Genomic DNA, 23123 nt, shown 5'->3' with positions numbered 1-23123 from the left:
TTAGAAAAAAGGCGTGAGAATATCCCGCGCTTCAATCAGCTTGTCATAGACGCGAGTCTGGTCATCGCAGTTCATGATCCAATCTTCCTTGTCAAGATCGCCCAAGGGATCAGGCACTCCGCGCAACGCGCAACCATCGCTCCCTCTAATAAGCTTATCCACGAAATCCAGGGCTGCCTCGCGCTGGCTCTCGCCAGTAGCCTTAGAAAGCTTACTGTCGATCTTATCCAGGCTTTCCGGCCCGCTGAAACTTTCCGCTGGCAGACCCGAAACAATGTCGCTGATTTCTATCAGCACTGGTTGGGCAATATCGGTGGCGCTCGTGCCAAAAACCACATAACTCGTACCTGACTGGTAGGCTCCGATAATGAGATCATCAGCGCCATCGCCATCCACATCTCCCGCTCCGCTTACCGAGAAGCCCGCCATCTCACCAACCTTGGCGCCATTGATAACAAAGCCGTTACGTCCATCCAAATCCTCCGGCTCCAGACGGGTGCCGAAACCAACGCTGTTTCCAAACACTACGTAGCTGGCGCCTGAAGAATTGCCGTTAGGCGCTGCGCCCGGAGCGCCAACGATGAAATCGTTAAGGCCATCGCCACTAACATCCCCCACCCCGCTCACCGACATACCCGATGCGTCGCGGGAATTGGCGCCATTGATAACAAAACCGTTACGTCCATCCAGGCTCGACAGTTCCAGACTAGGGCCAAAATCATCACTACTACCAAAAACCACATAGCTCGCGCCCGAGGCTCTACCATTGGGGCTGGCACCATAGGCGCCGACGATCAGATCGCCCAGGCCATCGCCGTTGATATCCCCCATCCCGCTCACCGAAAGGCCAGCATTGTCAAAGATATCGGCACCGTGAATGGCAAAACCGTTGCTCCCGTTCAGGTTCAATAACTCCAGGCTGGGGCCAAAACCGTGGCGGCTGCCAAAGACTACGTAGCCGGCACCTGAAGCGCCGCTGTTAGTATAGGCGTCAGGGGCACCGACAATGAGATCATCGATCCCATCGCCATTAACATCTCCTGCCCCACTCACTGAAAGGCCAGCACTATCAAAGGCACCAATACCATTGATAACAAAACCATTACTTCCATCTAGGCTTGACAGTTCCACACTAGGGACAAAACCACTGCTACTGCCAAAAACCACATAGCTGGCACCGGAAGCGCTACCGTTGGCATAGGCACCAGGGGCGCCGACAATCAGATCATCCAGGCCATCGCCATTGACATCCCCCGCCCCGCTCACCGAAAGGCCAGTGTTGCCAAAAGCCCCGGCGCCATTAATAACAAAGCCATTGTGTCCATCTAGGCTCGACAGTTCCACACTAGGACCAAAACCGCCGCTACTCCCAAAAACCACATAGCCTGCGCCCGAGCCAATACTGTTAGAATCAACGCCAGGGGCACCGATAATAAGATCATCGATCCCATCGCCATTGACATCCCCCGCCCCGCTTACCGAAAGGCCAGCACTATCAAAGGCGCCAATACCATTGATAGCAAAGCCGTTGCTTCCATCTAGGTTTGACAGTTCTAGGCTAGGGCCAAAACCCTCACCGCTGCCAAAGACCACATAGCCTGCGCCCGAGCCACTGCCGTTAGAATCAGCGCCAGGAATCCCGATAATAAGATCATCGATCCCATCGCCATTGACATCCCCTGCTCCGCTCACCGAAATGCCGGACGAGTTAGTCACGCTGGCGCTATGAATAACAAAGCCGTTATGTCCGTCCAAATCCGACAACTCCAGAGTCTGGGCCTGAACCCCCAGACTCAGCCCAGCAGCCAATACGCTTCCCACCCAAAGGCCAGTACGGCCTGGCGTAAGCGCCCGACGGATGGCCAGGCTCAGAGCATGGGGTTGGGGAAAGGAGGAAAGCCGAGAAGATCCGTTCCGAGTCATAATTTAGATTCTCCATATTGAATAATTAGTGTTATTTAAAGTTAATTATCAAACACCAGACTCCATCTGATAGACCCGCTATCAGACAACGAAGACTTCACTGTCCAGTAATTCCATCCGGTGTAAGGGAGAGGTCTTTCACCTCCGTTATGCTCTTCCCCAGGGCAAGCGGGGTAATTTAATTTATTGCCCAAAAAAGCGGGCTTTTAAGCCCCTATCTGCCAAGGAAGAGACGATAATCCCGCGCCGCTCGCCTGGCGCCAGGTAGCCCGTCACCTTTTAAGTGCTTGTTTCAGGATCAGGACGTATCCTGATCCTAAAGCATTTTTTCAACGGTGTCAGATAATCAGCAGTCCCTTCCCATACGCCCCCTTTATGCCCACGGCCAAGGAAATATTTTATAATTTTTTATACTATTGATATCACAACTGGTTTAAACTAAATCCCCCACCGGAAAGCGGGTTAATACTCCTTCCCGGCGTAAAGGGACAGCAAACCCGGGCCAAAAGGATCGGACTATCGGGAGCGCTGCAAAAACACCATCAGAAACAGGAATAACCTTAGAAATGAACCACAAAAAAACAATTGTTGCCTTGTTTGCAACCGTGGGATTAATCGGATTAATAACGGAGATCCGCGCCGAGGTGGTCACAGGCTCCGAGAAAAACGTCAGTTTCGAGGCCGCCAACATCACCGGCTCCGGCCGACGGGTGAATATCCACCGGGTGCCCATTACCGATGTGTTCACCGGCAAAACCGACTATTATGATCTGGTGCTGGAATACAAGCCCAAAGGCCGCAAGGATCAGTGGGAAACCCCCGGGGATTTTAAATTCCGCATCGCCGAATGGCGCAAGTTTCAGTTTCCCAACATTCCGGTCACCCAAATCGTACCCGGCCGCTACGTGGACCAGACAAAGAGGTGCATCTATAATCTAGAAGGACCGACCTTGATCCAGGACCGCTGGCTGTATACCCTCAAGGGAGAGGGTAACAGCTTCTCAGCCCAAATTATTAGCGGCCCGGCGGTAGGCCACCCGGATATCGGCGAGCGGGAAATCGCTGCTTTTCTGCCCAGCACCTATGTGTGGGGCATGGTTATCACTGAAATTTATAGCTACTGTGGTGCCATATGGAATTCTTGGGAGCACGGCAATATCGTCGGACTCAGGCGGAATGGCAATAATCTGTCCATTGGCCTGTTTAGCGACGGCGAAGATGATTTCACTACGCCCCTGGCATCCGATAGTCTCACTTTGATTGAGGATGAGTAGCGAAAAGCCATCATCACCCTGACAACGCCGCCGTGCAAGCGGCGGCGTCCTTGGTAGGGCGGGATGCGCTTCGCTTTCCCGCCCTACGTACTAGGGTGCTCCCTTCGCCGGATCAACCGAACCGGAAGGGGTCAGGGAAGTATAATACCGGGCCACATCTTCCCTTTGCTGCGGGCTCAACCGGTGGGCGATGGGGTCCATGAGGTGAACGTAGGGGGTCCCGCCCCGCTTTTCTTGGGCCAAAAGTTCAAGCTGCAAAATAATATACTCGGCGTACTGGCCGGCCAGGAGGGGGTAGTCGGGATTGCGAGGAATACTGCTGGGGCCGTGGCAGTCGGCGCAGGAGGCAATCCGCTGGTTGCCTTGCTTGGCAATGGCCTCGCCCCGCTCGATAGCCGCGGCCTCCCTTAAGGGGGGTAAGGGCGGCTGATAGGGGGGTAGCCCGCTGTAGTAACGGGCAAGGGCTTTTATTTCTTCTGAATTCAATTCCGCGGCGATAGGTTCCATCATTCCACTAGGGCGTTTTCCTTGCCCGTAAGCCTCCAGGGAAGCGTAAAGATAGTCCCTATTTTGCCCCGCCAGGCGGGGAAATGCCCCCACTCCGCGCCCCAGGCCATCCACGCCATGACAACGGCCGCAACTTTTCGTCACCGCCGGCGGCGCCTCTTCCGCCTCCAGGGAAACCGGAATCTCCCCCCAGACCAGTTGTTCGTATTCCCCTCCATCCATCTCTGGCAACACCCGCAGGAACGCCACCATGGCCCAGACCTCATCGTCCCGCTGGAGGGCAGGCCAGGCAGGCATCCCGGTGAATTTGACGCCATGCTTGATAATATAAAACAATTCCCGGTCCTCCCAGCTAGAAACGGTTTCGGGCAAATAAGGCGGCGGGGGGGTCATCTGCTGGGCAATGGGGGGATAACGCAAGCGGGGACTGCCGTGGCAAAAGCGGCAATCAGTTTCATAATGACCCGCTCCCCGCAACACCAGACTGGCCTTGGCGAGCTCCGGTGCCTGAATGCTCAGGCTATGGGTCGCCACCGAGCGCTCCATGGCAAAGTGCAGCAGAAAATCAGTAATAGCCCAGTGGCCGGAGCTGGCCTTGATGGGAATAATGCCGGCAACCGCCACCAGCACTCCCCCCAGGGCGAGCGCCCCCACAAAAACGGCAACCGCGGGCCATTGTTGCCGCCAATTAAGGCTTTTCAGACGGGCAATCAAGGTACGCGGCCACGCCATCAATGGCAGGTACCCATAAAGGCGACCACCAAGGCCACGTAGACAACGCTGACGCCGCTCAGCCCGGAGAGCAGCAGCGTGGCGAACCCCAGAAAACGGTGGCGATCCTCCGGGGTATCAAAATCATGGGGCGCGGTAGCGGTTCCATAGCGATGCCGGCGGAAGGCGTGCCAACCGATAACGCCAATCCCTAGCAGGGCAAGGGCCGTATAAACGGCAATGGCTAGCCGGGCATTGCCCAGGGAGCCGTAGCGGCCTGCTATCTTGGCACACCAGAGAGCGCTGGTGAGATAGCACAACAAAAAGTGGCTCGCCCAAATCGTTGGGGAAAGGATCAACAGCCATAAACTTTCATTTTTCTCCGGCAAATTACTCATAGCCCGCTCCTCAAGCAACCAGGGGGAAACCGGCAATGATGGCGATGGTGACAGCGGCGGTGATCGCCATAAAGTGCCAATAGAGTCTCACATTAACAATATCAATGTCATGGCGGGCGCTTAATTTTCCCGCCCACCGCCGCGCAATGCAGTAGAGCTGCATCACCACGCCGATGGCCACATGGAGCAGGGTCCACAGCACCAGCACCCAGACAATGGCGGGATAGACATGGAGGGTGGGGTCCAGCCCCGCCAACCAGGGACCGGCAAAGAGGGCGAGGCCACCCGCAAGCGCCAGGGCAATGGCAGCCACCAAGGCGCCGTAGAAGCCCGCCGCCCAATTACGCCGATTCCAGTACCAGGCCAATACTGTCAGCAGCCACGCGCCCACCAGCAGCGCCCCCGCCACCAGCGGCCAAAACAGGCCCGGCCCCGGCGAGGGATCGGGCGGAAAATCATCGTGGACCGTCCAGTAGAAAAAATAGCCAAACACCAGCCCGGCATAGGCGGTCATATCCCCGATCATAGTGATCAACATCGCCCACCAGCCCACCGACTTTGGACCCGAGGCGTAGAGGGGCAGCGTCAAGCCAAGGCCCACGTCCTTTTGGGACTTCTCGGGAAGAAGCGCGGTCCCCGTCCACAGCCAGACGAGAATAGCACCAAGCGCCAATACGCCGCTGATGACAGTTAGCCACCACCAATGGAAAGTGGCGAAGATAAACACCCCGCCCGTGAACAGGGCCGCAAAGAAGGTGAGGAAGGTCGGCCCCGGCACGCGCAAGCACTGGAGGGGCTGGGCGTCAATGGTGGAGGTAATAATGGTCTCCCGCTTCCCCTCTTCGGCATCGGGCAGGTAGAAGCGCCCCTCGTCCACATCGCGCATGAAGTTGGGCTGATCCCACAACGGATAGCGGCCGTCGATCTCGGGAATGGAGCGGGTGCCCCAAGGCTTGCCGGGCATCTGGGTCAACCATTCCAGGGTGCCCGCGCCCCAGGGATTGCGCTCGGCGTAGGGCTGTTTCTTTCGGGGCCGGAGGACATCCCCAACAAACACGGCCACTCCCGCCGCCAGAATGAAGGCGCCCACGGTTGAAATCAGGTTCAATCCATCAAAACCCGTATCGGCAGGATAAGTGAACACCCGCCGGGGCAGCCCTTGCAGGCCGCTTAGGTGCATGGGAAAAAAAGTCACATTAAAGCCGGTAAATATCAGCCAAAAGGCAATCTTTCCCAGCCGGTCCGAGAGCTTCTTGCCATTGACCATGGGGAAAAAATAATAAAAAGCGGCGAGCACCGGAAAAACCGCGCCGCCAATCAGCACGTAATGGAGATGGGCCACAATGAAATAGGTATCATGGGCCTGCGTATTAAAGGGGACCAGAGCTACCATGACGCCGGTCAACCCCCCAAGGACGAAAATGACCAGGCCGCCAAGGACAAAGAGCATGGAAGTCGAGCGCACCACCCGGCCCGCCAGCAGGGTGGCGATAAAGCAGAAAATCTGCACCCCCGTGGGAATAGCCACGGCCACCGAAGCCGCAGAGAAAAACCCTAGCGAGACTCCCGGCAGGCCAGTGGTGAACATGTGATGCACCCAAAGGCCAAAGCTCAGAAAACCGGTGCCCACCGCCGCCAATACGATCCAGCTATATCCCACCATGGGGGTGCGGGCGAATGTTGGCACGATCATCGCCACCAGCGCGATGGAGGGCAGAAAAATGATATAGACTTCCGGATGCCCAAAAATCCAGAAAAGATGCTGCCATAAAAGCGGGTCCCCGCCCCGGGCCACATCGAAAAAGGGCCAGTCCAGCATCCGCTCCAGCTCGAACAGAATATCCCCGGCAATCAGCGGCGGAAAGGCGAATAGCACCATGCAGGCCACCACCAGAATATACCAGCCATAGAGGGGGATGAGGTTAATCCGCATGCCCGGCGGCCGGGTCTTCAATACCCCCACGATAATCTCAACGGCGGCGGCAATGGAAGCCAATTCAATAAAACTCAGGCCCAGCAGCCAAATATCGTTCCCCACGCCCGGCTGGTACCGGGTCGCTAGCGGTGGGTACATAAACCAGCCGCCTTGGGGGGCGGCGTTAAAAAAAATGGAGCCGCAGACGAAAACGCCCCCCAGCACAAAACTCCAAAAGCCATAGGCGGACAGGCGTGGAAAAGGCAGATCCCGGGCACCCAGCATTTCCGGCAAGACAAAAATGGAAAAGGCTTCAAAAAGCGGCACAGCAAACAGAAACATCATCACCGAGCCGTGGAGCGTGAAAAGCTGGTTATAAGTATCGGCCGAGACGAAATCGTTTTCCGGCACCGCAAGCTGAGCGCGCATCAGCAGCGCCAGAATGCCCCCAAAGAGGAAAAAAGCGAAGGCGGCCGCCGTGTACCATACGCCCACTTCCGAGTTATTAACAGCCGACCAGTAACGCCACCCCCGTGGCGTTTTCCAGGCTTGCAGCAACCGCTCTTCCTGGGCGCGCTGGACTGCCAGCGGCGGGGCTTCGGCGAGAGGTTCTACATCCCGGGGGGATTTTTCGAATGGCTTCTCCGACTCTTTCATAAAATATTAGGCGCGGAGACCGCCGCCTTTAGGCGACGGAGGAAGCGCCATCCTCCTGTTCAATGTGTTACGATTGCTCCAGCACCTGGGTGCGTTGCGTTTAAATTGCCTGTCGCAATAGCGTAGGTAGACAGGTACGCCGCGTAACCCATCGCTGCTCTCCTGAGCCCTGCCGCCTACGGCTATGCGTAAACCGGCGAAGATGCCTGGAGGGATTGCCAGGTGGAAACCCTCTGTAAAAGGCTGAGTTTGCAGGCTGTTTAAATACATAAGTCCTAGCTAAGTCCTAGCAAAGAACCGTCTGCTTAAGCTGACGGTCGTTTACTGCAATCCTTCCAAGAACATCGCCAGCGCCCGCAAGTCCTTTTCGGGCAACATCCCGAAGGCGGGCATGTGGACTCCTGGCTTGACTTTTTCGGTATGGGCGATCCAGCGTAGAAACGCCGCCGGTTTGTTGGGTAGGGTGCCAGCACCCAGGCCTAGCCGGCTGCCCACGTGGGTAAGATCAGGCCCTACCTGGCCGTCGGCCGCCGTGCCGCGGATAGTGTGACAGGCGCTACAGCCTGCGAACAAGAATAACTCCTGGCCGCGCGCCGCCAGCGCCTGCTGGGGCGCCGCCGCTGGCTGTCCCTGGCGCGCCAGCCAGGCGGCGAAAACATCCGGCCTCATCACCACGACATCCAGTTTCATAAGCGCATGGGCGGTGCCACAGTACTCGGCGCAGACCCCGCGGTAAACGCCGATTTGAGTAGCTGTCAACGTCAGCCGGCTAACCCGCCCCGGAATCATGTCTACCTTGCCAGCTAGGGCGGGTACCCAAAAAGAGTGAATAACATCCGGGCTGTCAAGAAACAAGTTAACCGGCTCCCCCAGCGGGAGGCGGATTTCATTGGCAAGCTCGATGACTTCCTCCCCACTAGAAGAAAGATAGCGGACCCGCCACCACCACTGCTCGCCGGAAACAGCGATCTGTAAGTTATCCGGGGCGGCTGGCTTTAGCAATCCTGGCATCAGCGATAAGCCATAGGTCAGATACGCAGTGAGCACTATTAGGGGAAAGATGACGCCGCCGCCAATGATCAGGAGCTTGGCCCGGCGGTGAAGGTGCGCGCCAGGCCGAATCTGGCTAGCATACACAGCCAGGCCCACGACTAAAAACCAGATAAAGGTATTAACGGCAACCAGCCACCAGAAAAGCTGGGCAATCTGCTCCGCCCCCCGCCCCGCCGGATCAAGCGCCGACTGTGGTCCCTCGCACCCCATTATTCCTAAGACGCTCGCGCCAAGAAACACCCCGCTTATATTGCAACATAAAAGATGCCGGATGGACCTAATCCGCCTCGCAGTCTTTGAGGATACCGCTCCCATTGATAGCAACCTACTAGCAAGAATAAATAGCAAACCCCCTTTAACTAACAGGGGGACGCAATTCTTTTAAGTTTTTAATTTAATCGCAGCTGAACGCTCTAACAGCAGTATAGACGATGATTTCAGGACATACCGCTAATAATGCTTGGCCTGGTGCTATCCAGACGCTTTCCTCCGGCTTCCCCTGGCTTCTCCTAGGACCGCTGCCTGGCCCGGACGATATTCTTTGCGCCAGTAGGTGACCACCGCAGGCGCCGCTCCCAAGACCAGGACCACTAACAATGCCCCCAGGGGCCAGAGCAAGGGACGATTCCATTCCTTCCTCAGCCACGCCCGCTGTTGAGGATCGATGCGGCGGTATTTGAGGGTATTATTAGCCATTAAATTAGGCTGGATATTGAAATTCCAGGCATGGAGCAAGCTCACCTGCTTGGGATGAAACCCCCACACCCAAGGAGCATCCCGGCGGACAATAGCCACCATCTGCCAAATTTTGGTCAGGCGTTCCGGACCATTTTCCATGCTTTTCATTTCTTGAAAAAGACGGTTAAACTCAGGGTTGCTGTAGTTGGTTGCATTCTCCCCCCCATGGCGAACCTTGCCCTCTGGCCCATAGAGCAAAAAGAGAAAATTTTCTGGATCAGGATAATCGGCAGTCCAGCCCCATTGGAAAATCTGGGCATTTCCCTGGCGCATTTTATCTTGAAAGCGGTTGTAATCAGTCTCGCGCACAACCAATTGGATATTCAACTTTTGGAATTGCTTCCGCATCCAACTTACTAAAGACGCACTGTCCGGGCCCTTGCCCGTGATATCAAAATATAATAAAAGAGGTTTGCCGCTCTCGGCGTTCCGGCCATTAGGATAACCAGCCTCAATCAAGAGCCGGCGGGCTGTCTGGAGAGACTTGCGGCGAGGCTGCCCGTTTTTCCATTCATAAACATGGGGATTAATACCCTCTTCACCACTTTGATGGCCAAAAATACCGGGCGGCAAAGGTCCCTGGGCGGCAATCCCCTGGCCATTAGCGAAAATGGAAATAAACTCTTCATAGTCAATGGCAATAGAAATGGCTTGGCGCAACTTACGGGCCCGCTCGCTATCACCCCCAACTACCGGGTCCAGCATATTAAAGCCCAGATAAGTGATGGAAGTCCCGATAGCCGTGGCTAATTTGATCCCTTTGGTTTTCATCTCCTCGGTCAAAGTCAGCTCTTCTCCTCCTCCAGCAATACGTAAAGCCTGATCAAAGCTATCCGAGGTGACCGCGGACGTATCGTAGTAGCCCTGCAAGAATTTATTCCAATAGGGGATACTCTCCTTCTCCAGACTAAACACGACCTGGTCAATGAAAGGCAAAGGCTTGCCCCCATCCACCAGGAGACCGGCCGCTTTATCGCCTGGCATACCCTCGGACGGATAAGTCTCGCCATGGAAATTCGGATTACGTTCCAGCACCATGCGGCGGTTAGGATCATTGTCCGTGAGCATATAGGGACCCGTGCCGACAGGATACCAATCAAGGTTCAAATTACGTTCTGCCATGCCGGGCTGAGCATAAAACCGATCTGCCTCCCAAGGCACTGGCGCAAAAAAAGGCATGGCCAACCAATAGCGCAGTTGGGGATATTTACCTTCGATGGTCAACCGATAAGTATAGCGGTCTACCACTTCCACCCCCGTGAGAGGATAAGCGCGAAGATCTAAATAATTCTCCCCCCCCTTCTCTTGAGCCGCCACCAACGTTTGGGTATAAGTCTTCATGCCCACAATATAACGACTCATCAGGCCCAAAATAGGGGAATGCACCCAGGGGGAAGCCAGACGTTTGATTTGGTAAACATAATCGGCCGCCACCAATTCCCGGCTACCCCTATGGGGAAAATCCCTAAGCTTATAAATGCCTGCCAACTCTCCAGGGCTTAGCTTATGATAGAGAAACCGGCCCGTTTCATCCTTGGCGAATGCAGGATGGGGTTGATAATAAATGCCTGGCTGAATCTGAAGCTCATAAACGCTATAGGCCACCTCTCTAAACGGGGTTTCTGCGGAAAGCGGATTGCCGGCGGCATCCACATAAGTCACCTGGGGCATGGCCTTAGCGGTCAGAGGCTCCAGTCTATAGGGACGCAGTAGATAATGATATTGCAGGGGAGGCTCGTAAATCTGGCCGGTAAAGACTATTTCATTAGCACTATAGGAACGAGCTGGGTCCAGAGTCTTCGGGCGTAAATTAAAACTTGAATAGGCGACATTCTGAGTTCCACTAGCGGCAGGATAGGGGCTGTTCAAGACTTCTTCGCTACAAGCCATCAACCACGGCAACATAAAGATTCCCACCCAGCGCACGAGAGAAAATAACAAGCGGCGTCCTAACATGCTCATAAAATATCCATTATAGTTCATGGAAGGAAAAGTCAATTTTTTCCCCTTTCGGAAATAGCTAATTTCGGGTAGCTTTACCCGCTAACTTCTGAGAACACAAGTCTTGAGGAGACATCATTTATGGGTTTTCTAGCAGATAAAAAAGCTCTTATTGTAGGTATTGCCAGCCCCCGCTCCATTGCCTGGGGAATTGCCCAAGCAATGAAACGAGAAGGCGCGGAATTGGCGCTGACCTATCAAAATGAAAAACTTCAGGGGCGCGTTGAAAAGCTGGCCATCCAGTGCGATACCGATATCACCCTGCCCTGCGATGTTAGCAACGACGAACAAATCGAGGAGCTGTTTACCCATTTAGACGATTATTGGGATCATGTGGATATCATTGTCCACTCGGTGGCCTTTGCACCCCGGGATCAATTGCAAGGAGACTACCTGGAAAATGTCACCCGGGAAGGTTTCCGGACTGCCCACGACATCAGCTCCTACAGCTTTGCCGCCCTCGCCAAAGCGGGCCGGACCATGATGCACGGCCGCAATGGCGCCCTCCTCACGCTCAGCTACCTGGGCGCGGAACGGACCATCCCTAACTATAATGTCATGGGGGTAGCCAAAGCCAGTCTCGAGGCCAATGTACGCTATATGGCCACCGCCCTCGGGTCCGAGGGAATCCGGGTTAATGCCGTCTCCGCCGGTCCCATCAAAACGTTAGCCGCGGCAGGTATTGACGATTTCAATAAATTTCTGACTTATTCCGAGCGCAATACGCCCCTCAAACGCAACGTCACTACGGAGGAAGTCGGCAATGCAGCGGCTTTTCTGTGCTCCGATTTAGCCTCCGGCATTACCGGCGAAATCCTTTATGTGGACGGGGGCTATCATATCATTGGGATGGGCGAATAGCTGCCGCCACTCTCCTTGCGCAATAGTCTAAAAACAGCAGAAACAGGATCTTCTAACCATGCCCCACCGCACAGCGCTTATACTCCTTGGATTGATTATCGTTGGCGTGATCGCAGGCGTCCTGGCGGGATGGTACGCTGGTCCCCGGATGGAAGCCGTAGCCTGGCTAGGCACCTTATTCCTCAACGCCCTCAAGATGACGATTATCCCCCTTATTCTATCCGCGGTGATTACCGGCGTGGCCAGCCTAGGAGATGTCCGCAAACTGGGCCGAGTAGGCACCATCACTATCTGCTATTATGCCTGCACGACCGCTATTGCGGTGGCTATTGGCCTGCTAATGGTTAACCTTATCCAACCCGGCAGCGGTATCTCCATTGGAGAAGGGCCGATCCCGGAGGGGGTGGCCGCCAAGGGAGAGATGGGCATCGAGGATATTCTACTCTCCCTAGTCTCTCCTAATCTTGTCAACGCCGCAGCGGAAGGGCAACTCTTGCCTCTTATCGTCTTCGCTATTTTATTTTCTGCCACCCTCACCACCCTGGGGGATAAGGGCCAACCAGTGCTAGCCTTCTTTGAAGGCATCAACGAAGCCATGATGAAGTTGGTGGTATGGATCATGTACCTGGCGCCAGTAGGTATCTTTGCCCTGATTGCCGCCCGCCTGGGACAAACCGGCGGCGGGGAAGCTTTTCTCGGGGAGATCAGCGCCGTGGGCTGGCATGTGGTGACAGTACTTTCCGGCTTGGCCCTGCACTTTGGGGTGTTGCTGCTAATATTATTTTTTGTTACCGGCCGGGGTTGGGATTACCTGTTCACCATGCTCCGCGCCCTGCTGACTGCCTTTGGCACGGCCAGTTCCTCCGCCACACTGCCCCTCACCATGGAGTGCGTCCGGGAAAATGGCGTTGACCCCCGGGCCATCCGTTTCGTTTTGCCTTTGGGTTCCACGATCAATATGGATGGCACAGCCCTTTACGAATCCGCCGCGGCGATGTTCATTGCCCAAGCCTATGGAATTTCTCTGGGCTTGGAACAACAGGCCCTTATCTTTGTAACAGCCACGCTAGCCGCCATTGGCGCCGCGGGCATTCCCGAGGCTGGTTTAGTCACCCTCGTCATTGTGTTAAATGCCGTCGGCCTCCCCCTTGAAGGCGTGGGGCTGCTACTCGCCGTTGACTGGTTTCTTGATCGCTTTCGCACCTCCATTAATGTCTGGGGTGATGCAGTAGGAGCTGCCGTTTTGGCCCGCTTTTTACCTAAAAACCCAAGCTAGAGGCTTAAAGATTTTCCGTATAAATTTTGATATCAGCTTTCGATTTCAATTCCTGGATAAAGTCCCGATAAACCATCTCCCCATGGACTTGCTCCATCTCCTGGACCAGGGATCGGCGCGCTTTCTCCTCTAGCTTGCTCGGGTCTCCATTCTGAACCTTATAGACTCCTACTACAGCGTAGTCTCCCGACGCCAAAGCTTGCCCCGCGAAAGCAGGTTCCTTAGAAGATGGAGGATGGGGCAGTTCATAAGCCAGCTTTATAATTTCCGCGGGAATATCCTGATCATCACGGGCGTACCATTTCTTCTCGTTCCAGACGATCTCTTTCTCCTCCTTAAGAACAGTCTCGGGGGATTCTCCCTGTTGTAAATCGGCCACCAGAGCCTCGCCCCGTTTCTGTGCCTGAGCCTTGGCCTGCTCTAGGGTCAGTTTCTCCTGTATTTGTTCGCGGACCTCCTCAAAAGGCTTAGTATCAGCGGGAAGATGCTTATCAAGCCGCACTACCACCAAATCATTGGGGGCTAATTCAATGGTTTGGCTATTCATCTCCTCCCGCAGTACTTCTTCGCTGAAAGCGGCTGCAACCACTTTCGTATTAGCAGCAATCCCACTTCCTCCATTCTGAGAAAAAGGCTCACTTGTCTCAACGGAAAGCCCGAGGGACTCGGCGGCAACCTCCAGGGTAAAAGGGTTTTCGTAGGTCAGGTTGTCCAGAATTTCCGCTTGCTCATAGAATTGCTCCTCGGCGATCTGCTGACGATATTTTTGCGCTAGCTCCTCGCGGACCGCCTCAAAGGGTTTGACTTCGCCGGGTTCAATACCCGTTAGCTTGATAATATGATAGCCAAACTTACTCAAGATGGGTTCACTGAGGACGCCTGTTTCCTCTAAGGAAAATACCGCTTTTTCAAAGGCCGGGTCCATGACGCCACGGCCAAAGAAACCCAGGTCCCCCCCTTTTTTAGCAGAGCCTGGATCTTCGGAAACCTCCTTCGCCACCTCCTCAAAGGCTTCACCCTGCTGCAACCGTTCAAGCACTGCTTCCGCCTTCTCCTGCGCTTGCTGGCGGACAGCTTCATCACCTTGGGGAGGGATTGTTATCAATATATGGCTAGCTCGGCGCCGCTCTGGTACCCGGTATTGATCCTTGGATTCCTCATAAAAATTCCGCAACGTCTGTTCGTCTAGCGGGATATCCGTGGCTAAAGAAGCGGCGGTAAGGCGCAAATAATGTACTTTTACCTGTTCTGGGATGCGGAATTCCTCCGGATGGTCGTCATAATATTGACGTACCTTATCAGCGCTCACCTGGATAGCATCGTGGAAATTAGCGGATGGCACAATGCTGTAAGCCACTTCCCGCTTCTGGTGCCGAAGGCGGGCAATAGTGTCTACTTCCTGCTGGGTTGCAAACGCTGAAAGGCGCAGGCTAGAAGCTAGCTGTTCACTTAGCAGCGCCGAGCGTAAGCGCGCCTCATAAGCGACGGGCGTCAACCCCTGGCTGCTCAACACAGCCTCATAACGCTGGGAGTCGAATTGACCCGATTCCCCTTGAAAAGCTTCATTGGACCGAATAACCTGGCTCAGCGCCGAATCGCTCATGCCTAATCCGAGTTCCGCTGCCGCATCCAGCACTAGACGCTGCTCAACCAGACCTTCTATAACATTCTGCTTAGTCGCCGGATCATCCAGCATTTCCTCGGGAAAGCTCGCCCCCATCAAAAAACGCAACTGCTGCGTATAATTCTGAAATGCCAGCTGGAACTCGCGGGTACTAATTTCCTCACCATTAACAGAGGCCGCCACGGCTTCCCCCCCATCGAGCATATAATTATTAATACCCCACAGGGTAAAGGGAATGGCGATAAGGCCCACAATCACCCAGGCGAAGATGCCTTGAGCGCGGCTCCGTATAGCTTGCAACATGGATTTAGATACCTCTTCAACAGGGCGGCTATTTTTAAGAAACAAAAAAAGCGCATTTACAGGAATCGTAAATTGCGCCTTTTTTATCTTACAAAAGAATGGCGGAGTGGACGGGATTCGAACCCGCGACCCCCGGCGTGACAGGCCGGTATTCTAACCAGCTGAACTACCACTCCATGAAATAATTATCAATCCCACCTGGTGGGTGCTGAGGGTTTCGAACCCCCGACCTTCGCCTTGTAAGGGCGACGCTCTCCCAGCTGAGCTAAGCACCCAAAGGGTGTTAGTTTACAGCATCCTTGAGGGCTTTTCCAGCTTTAAATGAGGGCATCTTAGATGCCTTAATCTTAATTTCTTCGCCCGTCTGTGGATTGCGCCCGGTCCGGGCGGCACGATCACGCACGGAAAAGGTGCCAAAGCCCACGATCGTGACCTGGTCACCACGCCTTAACGCATCGGTAACCGCTTCGATAACAGAATCCACAGCCCGAGCCGCAGCGGCTTTGGTCAAATTCCCCGCGTCTGCTACTGATTCAATAAGTTCCGATTTATTCACTAAGTTATTCCCCTTAATTTTACAAATTATTTTTAATCTCAACTCACCCGACGGCTCGCTGGTTATAGAAGTTTTCTTGGCTAGGACTGGCGTGGTTATTTAGTCCTACATAAAGAAAGGTAGATTTTATACCAACTGGCAAGAAGCCAAGTCAAGCCGCATCTCTCCCCTTTATTCTGCCGAGCTAAAAAAGAAACGCCTGATAATTTCTCTCTGGGTTGCCTTTCAGCCACGAACTACCCCCGCCATGCCGTTGTCTTTTCCTCGTCACAGGCTTATTGTTACCAAAAACAATTTGTAATTCAAATATATAATTTATATTGGCTACAAAACCCTAAATTTTGACGGAAACTGCCCATCTCTTCATCGGGCAACCCAAATCCCCGGCGATGGAACTATTCATTTCAAAACATAACAGGCAGGTCTATAGTTATAGCAGAAACAATAGGGGTTACTGAAGTGTGTCAGGGATAACTCACCAGCATCTATTTTCTGTTTTTTAGTAATTTAAAGAGATTTTTATGGGAAAAGGGGATTTCAGTAAAATTACCCGCAACATCATCGCCCATGAGAAGGGAACGCCAGGTCCGGGAGGAAATAGAGGCGATCAGTTAATTAAGGAAAGTATACATGATCCCTATAAAACCAGGAAAAATTACCGGAACCCACCTTCTGCCCGGTGTGTCGGGCTGTCTTTGAAGGAGGCCGATGGAACTGGGCTGAACTCCCTGCCGACGCCAATCAAAAATTATGCCCTGCCTGTCAGCGGATGCAGGAGCGGGTTCCAGCAGGTTTTTTAACCCTGAGCGGGGAATTTTTTCAAGAACACCGGGAGGAAATTATTAACCTTATTCGTAACAAGGAAGAAAGCGAAAAAGCACAACACCCCTTGAAACGGATTATGGACATTGAGGAAAAAGGAAAGGAAATGGTAGTCACCTTTACTGAAATCCATCTTCCACGGGGTATAGGGGAGGCCTTAAGCCGGGCCTATGAAGGTAACCTAGACTACCAGTATACCGATGGAAACAGCATTCTCCGCGTCCGATGGCACCGCTAAGCCAGAGGGAGCAATGAGCGCCTCGCCAAGGCACTTGCAGCGACCCCGGCGAGGGATAATAACTTGAAGAGTCCTCTAGACCTCTAGTTTTCTCACTTCAATCTGGTTAATAACCTCTGCTATGCTTGACAAACTCCAGGCGTTGCCCTCCACCCTCTCTTTTTCTTCCCGGGTGGCAACAAATCCGTATAAGGTCATAACACGATTTTGAATGTCAATTCGAATTTGATCTGCTTCGACAAACCGGTCTTTCTCCAAAATTAGACGGAGTGCATCAGAAAGCTCCCCATCCGTCTCTTCCCGCGCCGGGTCCACCTCTAACTTATTTGCAACGTTTCGGCACCCCCGTAACCACCAACTCATGGCTTCTATCAAATGTTTATGGGAAGGCGTGGGTACTTTTCCTTCCAAACTCACCGTTCCTGCTGCTATGGAAATCTTAATCAATCCGCTGGGCTCGCGATCGGCTTGCTGCCAGGTTTCGAAACCTCCCTGCTCAAGTTCTTGCTCCGCCCCCGTCTTCACCCGTGCTAACAACGTGCAATTATGGAAAGTCGAATCCGCCAGCAAAGCTTGACAGAGGGCATCTCGCAGCGCACCATCATCCCGATGCTCTGCAGGCTTTACCATGAGTTGGTCAACCAGCCTATGTATCCCAATCATTGACTTATTGCGTAGAAGCTGCAAGGCGCACCTTTTAGTAGTGAGATTTTCTACTTCACCCTTAAGAATAAGACTTCCGTCACAGACACTTATTTCAATAGGAGAGGGATGGAGGTTAATACGTTCATCATGCTCAAGAAGCGCTCTCGCTTGTTTAATGACCTCATTTGGTTGATCCATTCTTTAACCCCTGTTTTCAACAAACTTGAAATATAATATATAGGCTACAAAAGCACAGGATTAACTTTCTTTTTATAAACCGATCTTTAATGAATAGCCATAAAACGATTTCCCGTAGTCACTTCGATGCTATTATCTTTGATCTGGATGGGGTGGTGACTCAAACGGCCCATGTTCACGCCACTGCCTGGAAGGCCATGTTCGATGATTTTCTCCAAAAGCGGGCACAAGGAAGCGAATTTCAGCCTTTTGGTGACCGTGACTACCGGGATTATGTGGACGGCAAGCTTCGCTACGAAGGAGTAAAAAGTTTTCTTCGTTCCCGCCATATCGAATTGCCCTACGGCAATCCTAACGATTCCCTGGAGAAAGAAACAATATGCGGACACTCGGCAACCGCAAAAATGAGATCTTTCAGGCCAAGCTAAAAAAAGAAGCCGCCGAAGTCTACCCAAGTGCTGTCCAATTGATTCAGCGTTTGCGCAATAAAGGATTTCGAACCGCCGTGGTCTCCGCCAGCAAAAATTGTGGTTCAATCCTGGAATCAGTGGGCCTCATTCATCTATTTGACGTAAAGGTGGATGGTAATGATGCCGAGGCTTTAGATCTCCAAGGTAAACCCCACCCAGCGACTTTCCTGGAAGCAGCCACGCCGTTTAGACGTGGAGCCTAAACGCTGCATGGTGTTTGAAGGCGCAATTGCCGGCGTTAAAGCTGGCCGCCAAGGAAAATTTGGCCGTGTCATTGGCGTTAATCGAAAAAATCAAGCGGAAGCTTTGCAGGAGGCAGGCGCGGATACCGTCATTGAGGATCTGGCGGAAATGACGCTGGTGGCCCGCTTGTGTGATCTTTCTCCAGCTCTAGAAGCCATGGAATCAATCCAAAATAGGATAGAACAACGGGAGATCGTTGTTTTTCTTGACTATGACGGTACCCTCAGTTCCCTTGTCTCCCGTCCTGAAGAAGCGCACCTCTCAGCGGAAATGAACCGAATATTGAGAGAGCTAGCCAACCAATGCCCGGTCGCCATTATGAGTGGGCGGGGCTTGGCGGATGTGCGCCAACGGGTCGCCATCGAGAGGCTGTATTATGCAGGCAGTCACGGTTTTGAAATTGCTGGTTCCGAGGGCTTGGCAATGGAACAGGAGCAGGCCAGGGCCTGCCTGCCTCTCCTCGATGAAGCAGAACAAGCGCTTGCTCAAGCACTTGATCCTATTACCGGGGCGCAGATAGAGCGCAAACGATTCTCCATCGCCGTGCATTACCGGAATGTGGCGGAAGATCAGATCGAGGCAGTGGCAAAAGCGGTGGACAGGGTGCTGGAGAGCCATAACCGGTTGCGCAAAAAATATGGCAAGAAAGTTTATGAACTTCAACCGGACGTGGCTTGGGATAAAGGCCAGGCGCTATTATGGCTATTAGATAAACTCAAACTCAATTATCCAGATATCCTGCCCCTTTATATAGGCGATGACCTTACCGACGAAGATGCTTTTCAGGCCCTGGAAGAACGGGGTTTAGGACTAGTGGCAAGACATGCCCCTTACCGTGGAAAAAATGGTCGCGCTTTATACTTCCCGGGATTTTGCTATTTCTGAGCCGGGCCTAGAAGCCATCAAAGCCGCCCAAGAATCTCCTTGTTTTGAAAATCTGCTTAAGGCACATCGTTTAGCATGGAAGCATTTGTGGCGGCAATTCGATATGCGCTTGGAAATTACCGGCGACAATGGCGAGCACCCCATCCAACGAGTCCTCCGACTCTACAGTTTCCATCTCCTGCAAAGCGCCTCCATGCACTCCCTGGATATCGATGTGGGCACGCCTTCCCGCGGCTGGCATGGGGAAGCCTATCGGGGCCATATTTTTTGGGACGAGCTGATTATTTTCCCCTTTCTCAATTATCGCGTCCCCCAGATTACTCAAACCTTGCTCATGTACCGCTACCGCCGCTTGCACGAAGCCCGCAGGGCGGCCCAGGCGCTGGGCTATAAAGGGGCCATGTATCCCTGGCAGAGCGGCAGCAATGGCCGGGAAGAGTCTCAACGCCTTCATCTCAATCCCCAATCGGGGCGCTGGCTACCCGATCATTCTTACCTGCAGCGGCATATCAATGCCGCCATCGTTTACAATATCTGGCAGTATTTTCAAGTTACGGGCAACCTGGATTTTCTCGCCTGCTATGGGGCGGAAATGATTCTGGAAATCGCCCGTTTCTGGGCCAGCATCGCGACTTACCATGAAGCCTTAGATCGGTATGAAATTCTCGGAGTTATGGGTCCCGACGAATTTCACGATGCTTACCCAGACAGGGAAAACCCTGGCCTCAATAACAATGCCTACACCAACCTCATGGCGGTATTCGTACTTAATAAAGCGCTGGAATTATTTCAACTGCTCCCTGCGCAAGCGTGCCAGCAGCTTTGTGAGAAACTGACTATCGAAGAATCGGAGAAGGCCCGTTGGAGAGACCTTAGCCGTAAAATGCGAATAGACTTTCATGACGATGGAATCATCAGTCAATTCGAAGGTTACGGGAAGTTAGCGGAATTCGATTGGGCAGGCTACCGCGAGAAATATGGCAATATTCAACGCCTGGATCGCCTGTTGGAGGCGGAAGGCGATACGGTCAACCGTTATAAAGCTTCCAAGCAAGCGGATGTACTCATGGCTGTTTTACCTTTTCTCCGCGGCGGAGTTAAGTGAGTTATTCGGACAACTCGGCTATATTTTTAAGCCAGAACATATCTCCAAGAATATTGATTATTATCTCCAGCGGACCTCCAATGGTTCCTCCTTAAGCTGGATCATCCACGCCTGGGCCGCTACCCGCCAAGATCGGGAGCATTCCTGGCAGTTCTTCCAGGAATCGCTGAAAACGGACGTGGCGGACATTCAGGGAGGAACCACGCCTGAAGGTATCCACCTTGGCGCTATGGCGGGCTGCATCGATTTGGTGCAGCGATGTTACCCGGGATTAGAGGCGAGAGGCCAGGTACTGCGCTTTAATCCCCGCTTCCCGGGAGAGCTAAGGCAACTTCACATGCATCTACACTATCGGGGACACTGGCTAGAGTTAGCCATTTCGCGGGAGAAATTAAAGATAGAATCCCTGACCTGTGGCGCGGCGCCCGTGGAAATAGAGGTCAAGGGCCATCGCTTCTCGTTTAAAGAGGGCAAGGTTAAGGAAATCGAATTAAATTAGTATTGCAACCTTATTTCTTTCGTAGAGTCCCAATAAAGTATGATCGAAAAAACAAAGACCCTACGAAAACACTTTCTTACCCATAGCTTGATGATGCTATGCCTAGTGGTTATTATCGGCCTGGACCCCGCTCTGGCCCTAGCAGCAGAAAAGACCTCTGCCAAGGCAACCTTCGCGGGAGGGTGCTTTTGGTGTATGGAGCCGCCTTTTGACAAGCTCGAGGGCGTTATTTCCACCACTTCCGGCTACATTGGCGGCCACATGAAAAACCCTACTTATGAAACCGTCTCTGGGGGGAAAACGGGGCATGCGGAAGCCGTCCAAATCAGCTATGATCCCAACCAGATCAGCTATGCTGAATTACTCGCTATTTTCTGGCGTAATATTGACCCTCTCGCAGCAAACCGGCAATTTTGCGATCACGGCAGCCAATACCGCTCCGCCATTTTCTATCACAACGAAACCCAGCAACGGCTGGCGGAAGAATCGAAAGCCCAATTAGCCCAATCCGGGCGCTTCAATCAACCTATCGTGACAGAAATCAAGTCCGCCACCCCGTTTTACCCTGCGGAAGCCTATCATCAGAATTATTACCAGAAAAATCCGATCCGCTATAAACTGTATCGTTTTGGTTGCGGCCGGGATCAGCGTCTCCAAGAACTTTGGGGAGATTCTAACTAAGGGAAGTAACCCCATCAAACGCCTATTCAATCTTCACGTAGCCTGCTATTCTTAATGGATTTGTATTCATTCCGCTACCACCTTAACTGACTGCTCCAGTGCATCTAGGTATGATGCAAAAAGAATTAAGTTATATACTGTATATAAACTATTTTTTGCTTCTTTAAATAATACGCTTTGAAAGCATCTACAATAAAATTAAAATACTTTAAATCAAAGGGTACAAAAAAATTTAGGAGCCAAATGGGAAAAGAACTTAGACGCGTCGTTATTACTGGATTGGGAATCATCTCCAGCATTGGCAATAACAAAGAGGAAGTCCTGGCGGCTTTGAAAAGCGGCCGCTCAGGAATTGAATTCCATCAAGAATATGCGGATCTGGGTTTGCGCAGCCAAATTCATGGCTCGGTGGACATTGATATTGAAGCGCTTATCGACCGTAAAATCCGCCGTTTCATGGGGGATGGGGCAGCCTATAATTACCTGGCCATGGAGCAGGCAATCGCTGATTCGGGGCTGACTCCAAATCTGGTTTCCCAGCCTCGCAGCGGGCTGATTATGGGCTCCGGCGGTCCCTCCACCAAGAATCTGGTAGACGCGGCGGACACCCTGCGGGAAAAAGGCATCCGCCGGGTAGGGCCTTACATGGTTCCTCGAACCATGTGCAGCACGAACTCCGCCTGTCTGGCAACGCCCTTCAAAATCAAAGGCATCAATTATTCCATCAGCTCCGCCTGCTCGACCAGCGCCCACTGCATTGGCAACGGGATGGAACAAATTCAGCTTGGCAAGCAGGATATTATTTTTGCCGGCGGAGGGGAAGAACTCCACTGGACCCTGACCCATTTATTCGATGCCATGGGGGCTTTGTCTTCTAACTTCAACGAGACCCCCCACAGGGCCTCCCGCCCCTACGACAAGAATCGAGATGGTTTTGTCATTGCGGGCGGTGGCGGCGTGGTGGTGCTGGAGGCCCTGGAACACGCCGAAGCCCGAGGGGCAAAAATTTACGCGGAAGTGACCGGCTACGGCGCCACCTCCGATGGTTACGACATGGTCGCTCCTTCGGGTGAAGGCGCTGTCCGCTGCATGCAACAGGCCCTTGCCACCGTAGAGACACCCGTGGACTATATTAATGCCCATGGTACTAGCACCCCCACGGGCGACATTAAGGAATTAGAGGCCATCCAAGAAGTCTTTGCCGAGCGGAAAGAGGGTATTCCCCCCATCAGCGCTACCAAATCCCTTACGGGCCACGCCCTGGGCGCTGCGGGAGTCAATGAGATTATTTATTCACTGCTGATGATGGAAGAGGGCTTTATCGCCGCCTCGGCCAATATCGACGAGATCGATCCGGGCGCCGAAGGCTTTCCCATCGTAAAAAAGCGGATGGATGGAATAGAACTTGGAGCCGTCATGTCCAATAGCTTTGGCTTCGGCGGCACTAACGCCTGCCTAGTATTAGAGCGTTGTCATCACTAAGCGAGTTCCCTAGCAATCTATCTACCTTCTAGTTTCCTTTGCTAGAAGCTTAACAGCC

At 53.1% G+C, this 23123-nt stretch carries 20 protein-coding genes and 2 tRNA genes; 11 read left to right on the top strand and 11 right to left on the bottom strand.

Annotated elements, in window-relative coordinates; all coding sequences use genetic code 11:
• The gene (locus tag NWAT_RS06665; protein ID WP_013220366.1) at positions 1-1923 is read right to left on the bottom strand and encodes an autotransporter outer membrane beta-barrel domain-containing protein; all 1923 of its coding nucleotides are present in this window, start codon (positions 1921-1923) and stop codon (positions 1-3) included.
• A 566-nt stretch (positions 1924-2489) separates the two neighbouring features.
• Between NWAT_RS06665 and NWAT_RS06660 the strand changes: the two genes are divergently transcribed.
• Positions 2490-3197, top strand: a complete 708-nt coding sequence (locus tag NWAT_RS06660) for a hypothetical protein (RefSeq protein ID WP_013220365.1) — start codon at positions 2490-2492, stop codon at positions 3195-3197.
• A gap of 90 nt (positions 3198-3287) precedes the next feature.
• Here the strand turns inward: NWAT_RS06660 and NWAT_RS06655 are convergent, their stop codons facing one another.
• From NWAT_RS06655 to NWAT_RS06635, 5 genes are all read right to left on the bottom strand, one after another.
• On the bottom strand, positions 3288-4436 hold the full coding sequence (locus tag NWAT_RS06655; protein ID WP_013220364.1) for a c-type cytochrome: 1149 nt from the start codon (positions 4434-4436) through the stop codon (positions 3288-3290).
• On the bottom strand, positions 4436-4813 hold the full coding sequence (locus NWAT_RS06650; RefSeq protein ID WP_013220363.1) for a hypothetical protein: 378 nt from the start codon (positions 4811-4813) through the stop codon (positions 4436-4438). Before NWAT_RS06650 ends, NWAT_RS06655 begins: the two co-directional genes overlap by 1 nt.
• Before the next feature lie 10 nt (positions 4814-4823).
• A complete protein-coding gene (gene ctaD, locus NWAT_RS06645; RefSeq protein WP_013220362.1) occupies positions 4824-7385 on the bottom strand; it encodes a cytochrome c oxidase subunit I in 2562 nt (853 codons plus the stop codon).
• 321 nt (positions 7386-7706) lie between these two features.
• The gene (coxB, locus tag NWAT_RS06640) at positions 7707-8648 is read right to left on the bottom strand and encodes a cytochrome c oxidase subunit II (RefSeq protein WP_041350550.1); all 942 of its coding nucleotides are present in this window, start codon (positions 8646-8648) and stop codon (positions 7707-7709) included.
• 261 nt (positions 8649-8909) lie between these two features.
• Entirely contained in the window at positions 8910-11159 is a 2250-nt protein-coding gene (locus tag NWAT_RS06635; protein ID WP_013220360.1) for an ABC transporter substrate-binding protein, read from the bottom strand.
• Between the two features lie 99 nt (positions 11160-11258).
• Here NWAT_RS06635 and NWAT_RS06630 point away from each other — a divergent pair, with 99 nt between their 5' ends.
• Both NWAT_RS06630 and NWAT_RS06625 read left to right on the top strand, forming a co-directional pair.
• On the top strand, positions 11259-12038 hold the full coding sequence (locus NWAT_RS06630; RefSeq protein ID WP_013220359.1) for an enoyl-ACP reductase FabI: 780 nt from the start codon (positions 11259-11261) through the stop codon (positions 12036-12038).
• A gap of 58 nt (positions 12039-12096) precedes the next feature.
• A complete protein-coding gene (locus NWAT_RS06625) occupies positions 12097-13314 on the top strand; it encodes a dicarboxylate/amino acid:cation symporter (RefSeq protein WP_013220358.1) in 1218 nt (405 codons plus the stop codon).
• A gap of 4 nt (positions 13315-13318) precedes the next feature.
• Here NWAT_RS06625 and NWAT_RS06620 read toward each other — a convergent pair whose 3' ends face one another.
• From NWAT_RS06620 to NWAT_RS06605, 4 genes are all read right to left on the bottom strand, one after another.
• The gene (locus NWAT_RS06620; RefSeq protein WP_013220357.1) at positions 13319-15241 is read right to left on the bottom strand and encodes a SurA N-terminal domain-containing protein; all 1923 of its coding nucleotides are present in this window, start codon (positions 15239-15241) and stop codon (positions 13319-13321) included.
• Between the two features lie 99 nt (positions 15242-15340).
• A tRNA-Asp gene (locus NWAT_RS06615) sits at positions 15341-15417 on the bottom strand.
• Between the two features lie 23 nt (positions 15418-15440).
• Positions 15441-15516 (bottom strand) — tRNA-Val (locus NWAT_RS06610).
• A gap of 8 nt (positions 15517-15524) precedes the next feature.
• Positions 15525-15824 (bottom strand): HU family DNA-binding protein, encoded by a 300-nt coding sequence (locus NWAT_RS06605; RefSeq protein ID WP_198342197.1) that lies wholly within the window; start codon positions 15822-15824, stop codon positions 15525-15527.
• A 652-nt stretch (positions 15825-16476) separates the two neighbouring features.
• Between NWAT_RS06605 and NWAT_RS06600 the strand changes: the two genes are divergently transcribed.
• A complete protein-coding gene (locus NWAT_RS06600) occupies positions 16477-16857 on the top strand; it encodes a BCAM0308 family protein (RefSeq protein WP_232420230.1) in 381 nt (126 codons plus the stop codon).
• Between the two features lie 75 nt (positions 16858-16932).
• Here NWAT_RS06600 and NWAT_RS06595 read toward each other — a convergent pair whose 3' ends face one another.
• Positions 16933-17700: a BON domain-containing protein gene (locus NWAT_RS06595; protein ID WP_013220356.1), complete on the bottom strand. Its 768-nt coding sequence runs from the start codon at positions 17698-17700 to the stop codon at positions 16933-16935.
• A gap of 89 nt (positions 17701-17789) precedes the next feature.
• On the opposite strand from NWAT_RS06595, the gene NWAT_RS17330 reads away from it, so the two are divergent.
• The 7 genes from NWAT_RS17330 (at position 17790) to fabB (ending at position 23065) form a co-directional block, all read left to right on the top strand.
• The gene (locus NWAT_RS17330) at positions 17790-18128 is read left to right on the top strand and encodes an HAD family hydrolase (RefSeq protein WP_232420229.1); all 339 of its coding nucleotides are present in this window, start codon (positions 17790-17792) and stop codon (positions 18126-18128) included.
• Positions 18080-18373: an HAD family hydrolase gene (locus NWAT_RS17325; protein WP_232420228.1), complete on the top strand. Its 294-nt coding sequence runs from the start codon at positions 18080-18082 to the stop codon at positions 18371-18373. Before NWAT_RS17330 ends, NWAT_RS17325 begins: the two co-directional genes overlap by 49 nt.
• A gap of 7 nt (positions 18374-18380) precedes the next feature.
• Entirely contained in the window at positions 18381-19298 is a 918-nt protein-coding gene (gene otsB / locus NWAT_RS18175; RefSeq protein ID WP_232420227.1) for a trehalose-phosphatase, read from the top strand.
• The gene (locus tag NWAT_RS18170) at positions 19237-20403 is read left to right on the top strand and encodes a glycoside hydrolase family 65 protein (protein ID WP_269724277.1); all 1167 of its coding nucleotides are present in this window, start codon (positions 19237-19239) and stop codon (positions 20401-20403) included. Before otsB ends, NWAT_RS18170 begins: the two co-directional genes overlap by 62 nt.
• On the top strand, positions 20357-20902 hold the full coding sequence (locus tag NWAT_RS18165) for a glycosyl hydrolase family 65 protein (protein ID WP_269724276.1): 546 nt from the start codon (positions 20357-20359) through the stop codon (positions 20900-20902). Before NWAT_RS18170 ends, NWAT_RS18165 begins: the two co-directional genes overlap by 47 nt.
• A gap of 39 nt (positions 20903-20941) precedes the next feature.
• Positions 20942-21583 carry a peptide-methionine (S)-S-oxide reductase MsrA gene (gene msrA, locus NWAT_RS06585; RefSeq protein ID WP_013220355.1) on the top strand — a complete coding sequence of 214 codons (642 nt, stop codon included), beginning with the start codon at positions 20942-20944 and terminating at the stop codon, positions 21581-21583.
• A 243-nt stretch (positions 21584-21826) separates the two neighbouring features.
• A complete protein-coding gene (gene fabB, locus NWAT_RS06580) occupies positions 21827-23065 on the top strand; it encodes a beta-ketoacyl-ACP synthase I (protein ID WP_013220354.1) in 1239 nt (412 codons plus the stop codon).
• Positions 23066-23123 lie beyond the last annotated feature (58 nt).

Origin of the sequence: Nitrosococcus watsonii C-113, assembly GCF_000143085.1 — a bacterium.
GTDB lineage: Bacteria > Pseudomonadota > Gammaproteobacteria > Nitrosococcales > Nitrosococcaceae > Nitrosococcus > Nitrosococcus watsonii.
The sequence above is the reverse complement of the archived record's forward strand: the minus strand, read 5'-3'. Positions and strand labels throughout refer to the sequence as shown.

Coding starts and splice junctions, on each gene's coding strand:
- NWAT_RS18170 (WP_269724277.1), top strand. CDS start 19,237: ATGCCCCTTACCGTGGAAAAAATGGTCGCGCTTTATACTTCCCGGGAT.
- NWAT_RS06620 (WP_013220357.1), bottom strand. CDS start 15,241: ATGTTGCAAGCTATACGGAGCCGCGCTCAAGGCATCTTCGCCTGGGTG.
- NWAT_RS06650 (WP_013220363.1), bottom strand. CDS start 4,813: ATGAGTAATTTGCCGGAGAAAAATGAAAGTTTATGGCTGTTGATCCTT.
- coxB (WP_041350550.1), bottom strand. CDS start 8,648: ATGGGGTGCGAGGGACCACAGTCGGCGCTTGATCCGGCGGGGCGGGGG.
- NWAT_RS06635 (WP_013220360.1), bottom strand. CDS start 11,159: ATGAACTATAATGGATATTTTATGAGCATGTTAGGACGCCGCTTGTTA.
- ctaD (WP_013220362.1), bottom strand. CDS start 7,385: ATGAAAGAGTCGGAGAAGCCATTCGAAAAATCCCCCCGGGATGTAGAA.
- NWAT_RS06595 (WP_013220356.1), bottom strand. CDS start 17,700: ATGGATCAACCAAATGAGGTCATTAAACAAGCGAGAGCGCTTCTTGAG.
- msrA (WP_013220355.1), top strand. CDS start 20,942: ATGATCGAAAAAACAAAGACCCTACGAAAACACTTTCTTACCCATAGC.
- NWAT_RS18165 (WP_269724276.1), top strand. CDS start 20,357: ATGTACTCATGGCTGTTTTACCTTTTCTCCGCGGCGGAGTTAAGTGAG.
- NWAT_RS17325 (WP_232420228.1), top strand. CDS start 18,080: ATGCGGACACTCGGCAACCGCAAAAATGAGATCTTTCAGGCCAAGCTA.
- NWAT_RS06665 (WP_013220366.1), bottom strand. CDS start 1,923: ATGACTCGGAACGGATCTTCTCGGCTTTCCTCCTTTCCCCAACCCCAT.
- otsB (WP_232420227.1), top strand. CDS start 18,381: ATGGTGTTTGAAGGCGCAATTGCCGGCGTTAAAGCTGGCCGCCAAGGA.
- NWAT_RS17330 (WP_232420229.1), top strand. CDS start 17,790: ATGAATAGCCATAAAACGATTTCCCGTAGTCACTTCGATGCTATTATC.
- fabB (WP_013220354.1), top strand. CDS start 21,827: ATGGGAAAAGAACTTAGACGCGTCGTTATTACTGGATTGGGAATCATC.
- NWAT_RS06655 (WP_013220364.1), bottom strand. CDS start 4,436: ATGGCGTGGCCGCGTACCTTGATTGCCCGTCTGAAAAGCCTTAATTGG.
- NWAT_RS06660 (WP_013220365.1), top strand. CDS start 2,490: ATGAACCACAAAAAAACAATTGTTGCCTTGTTTGCAACCGTGGGATTA.
- NWAT_RS06630 (WP_013220359.1), top strand. CDS start 11,259: ATGGGTTTTCTAGCAGATAAAAAAGCTCTTATTGTAGGTATTGCCAGC.
- NWAT_RS06625 (WP_013220358.1), top strand. CDS start 12,097: ATGCCCCACCGCACAGCGCTTATACTCCTTGGATTGATTATCGTTGGC.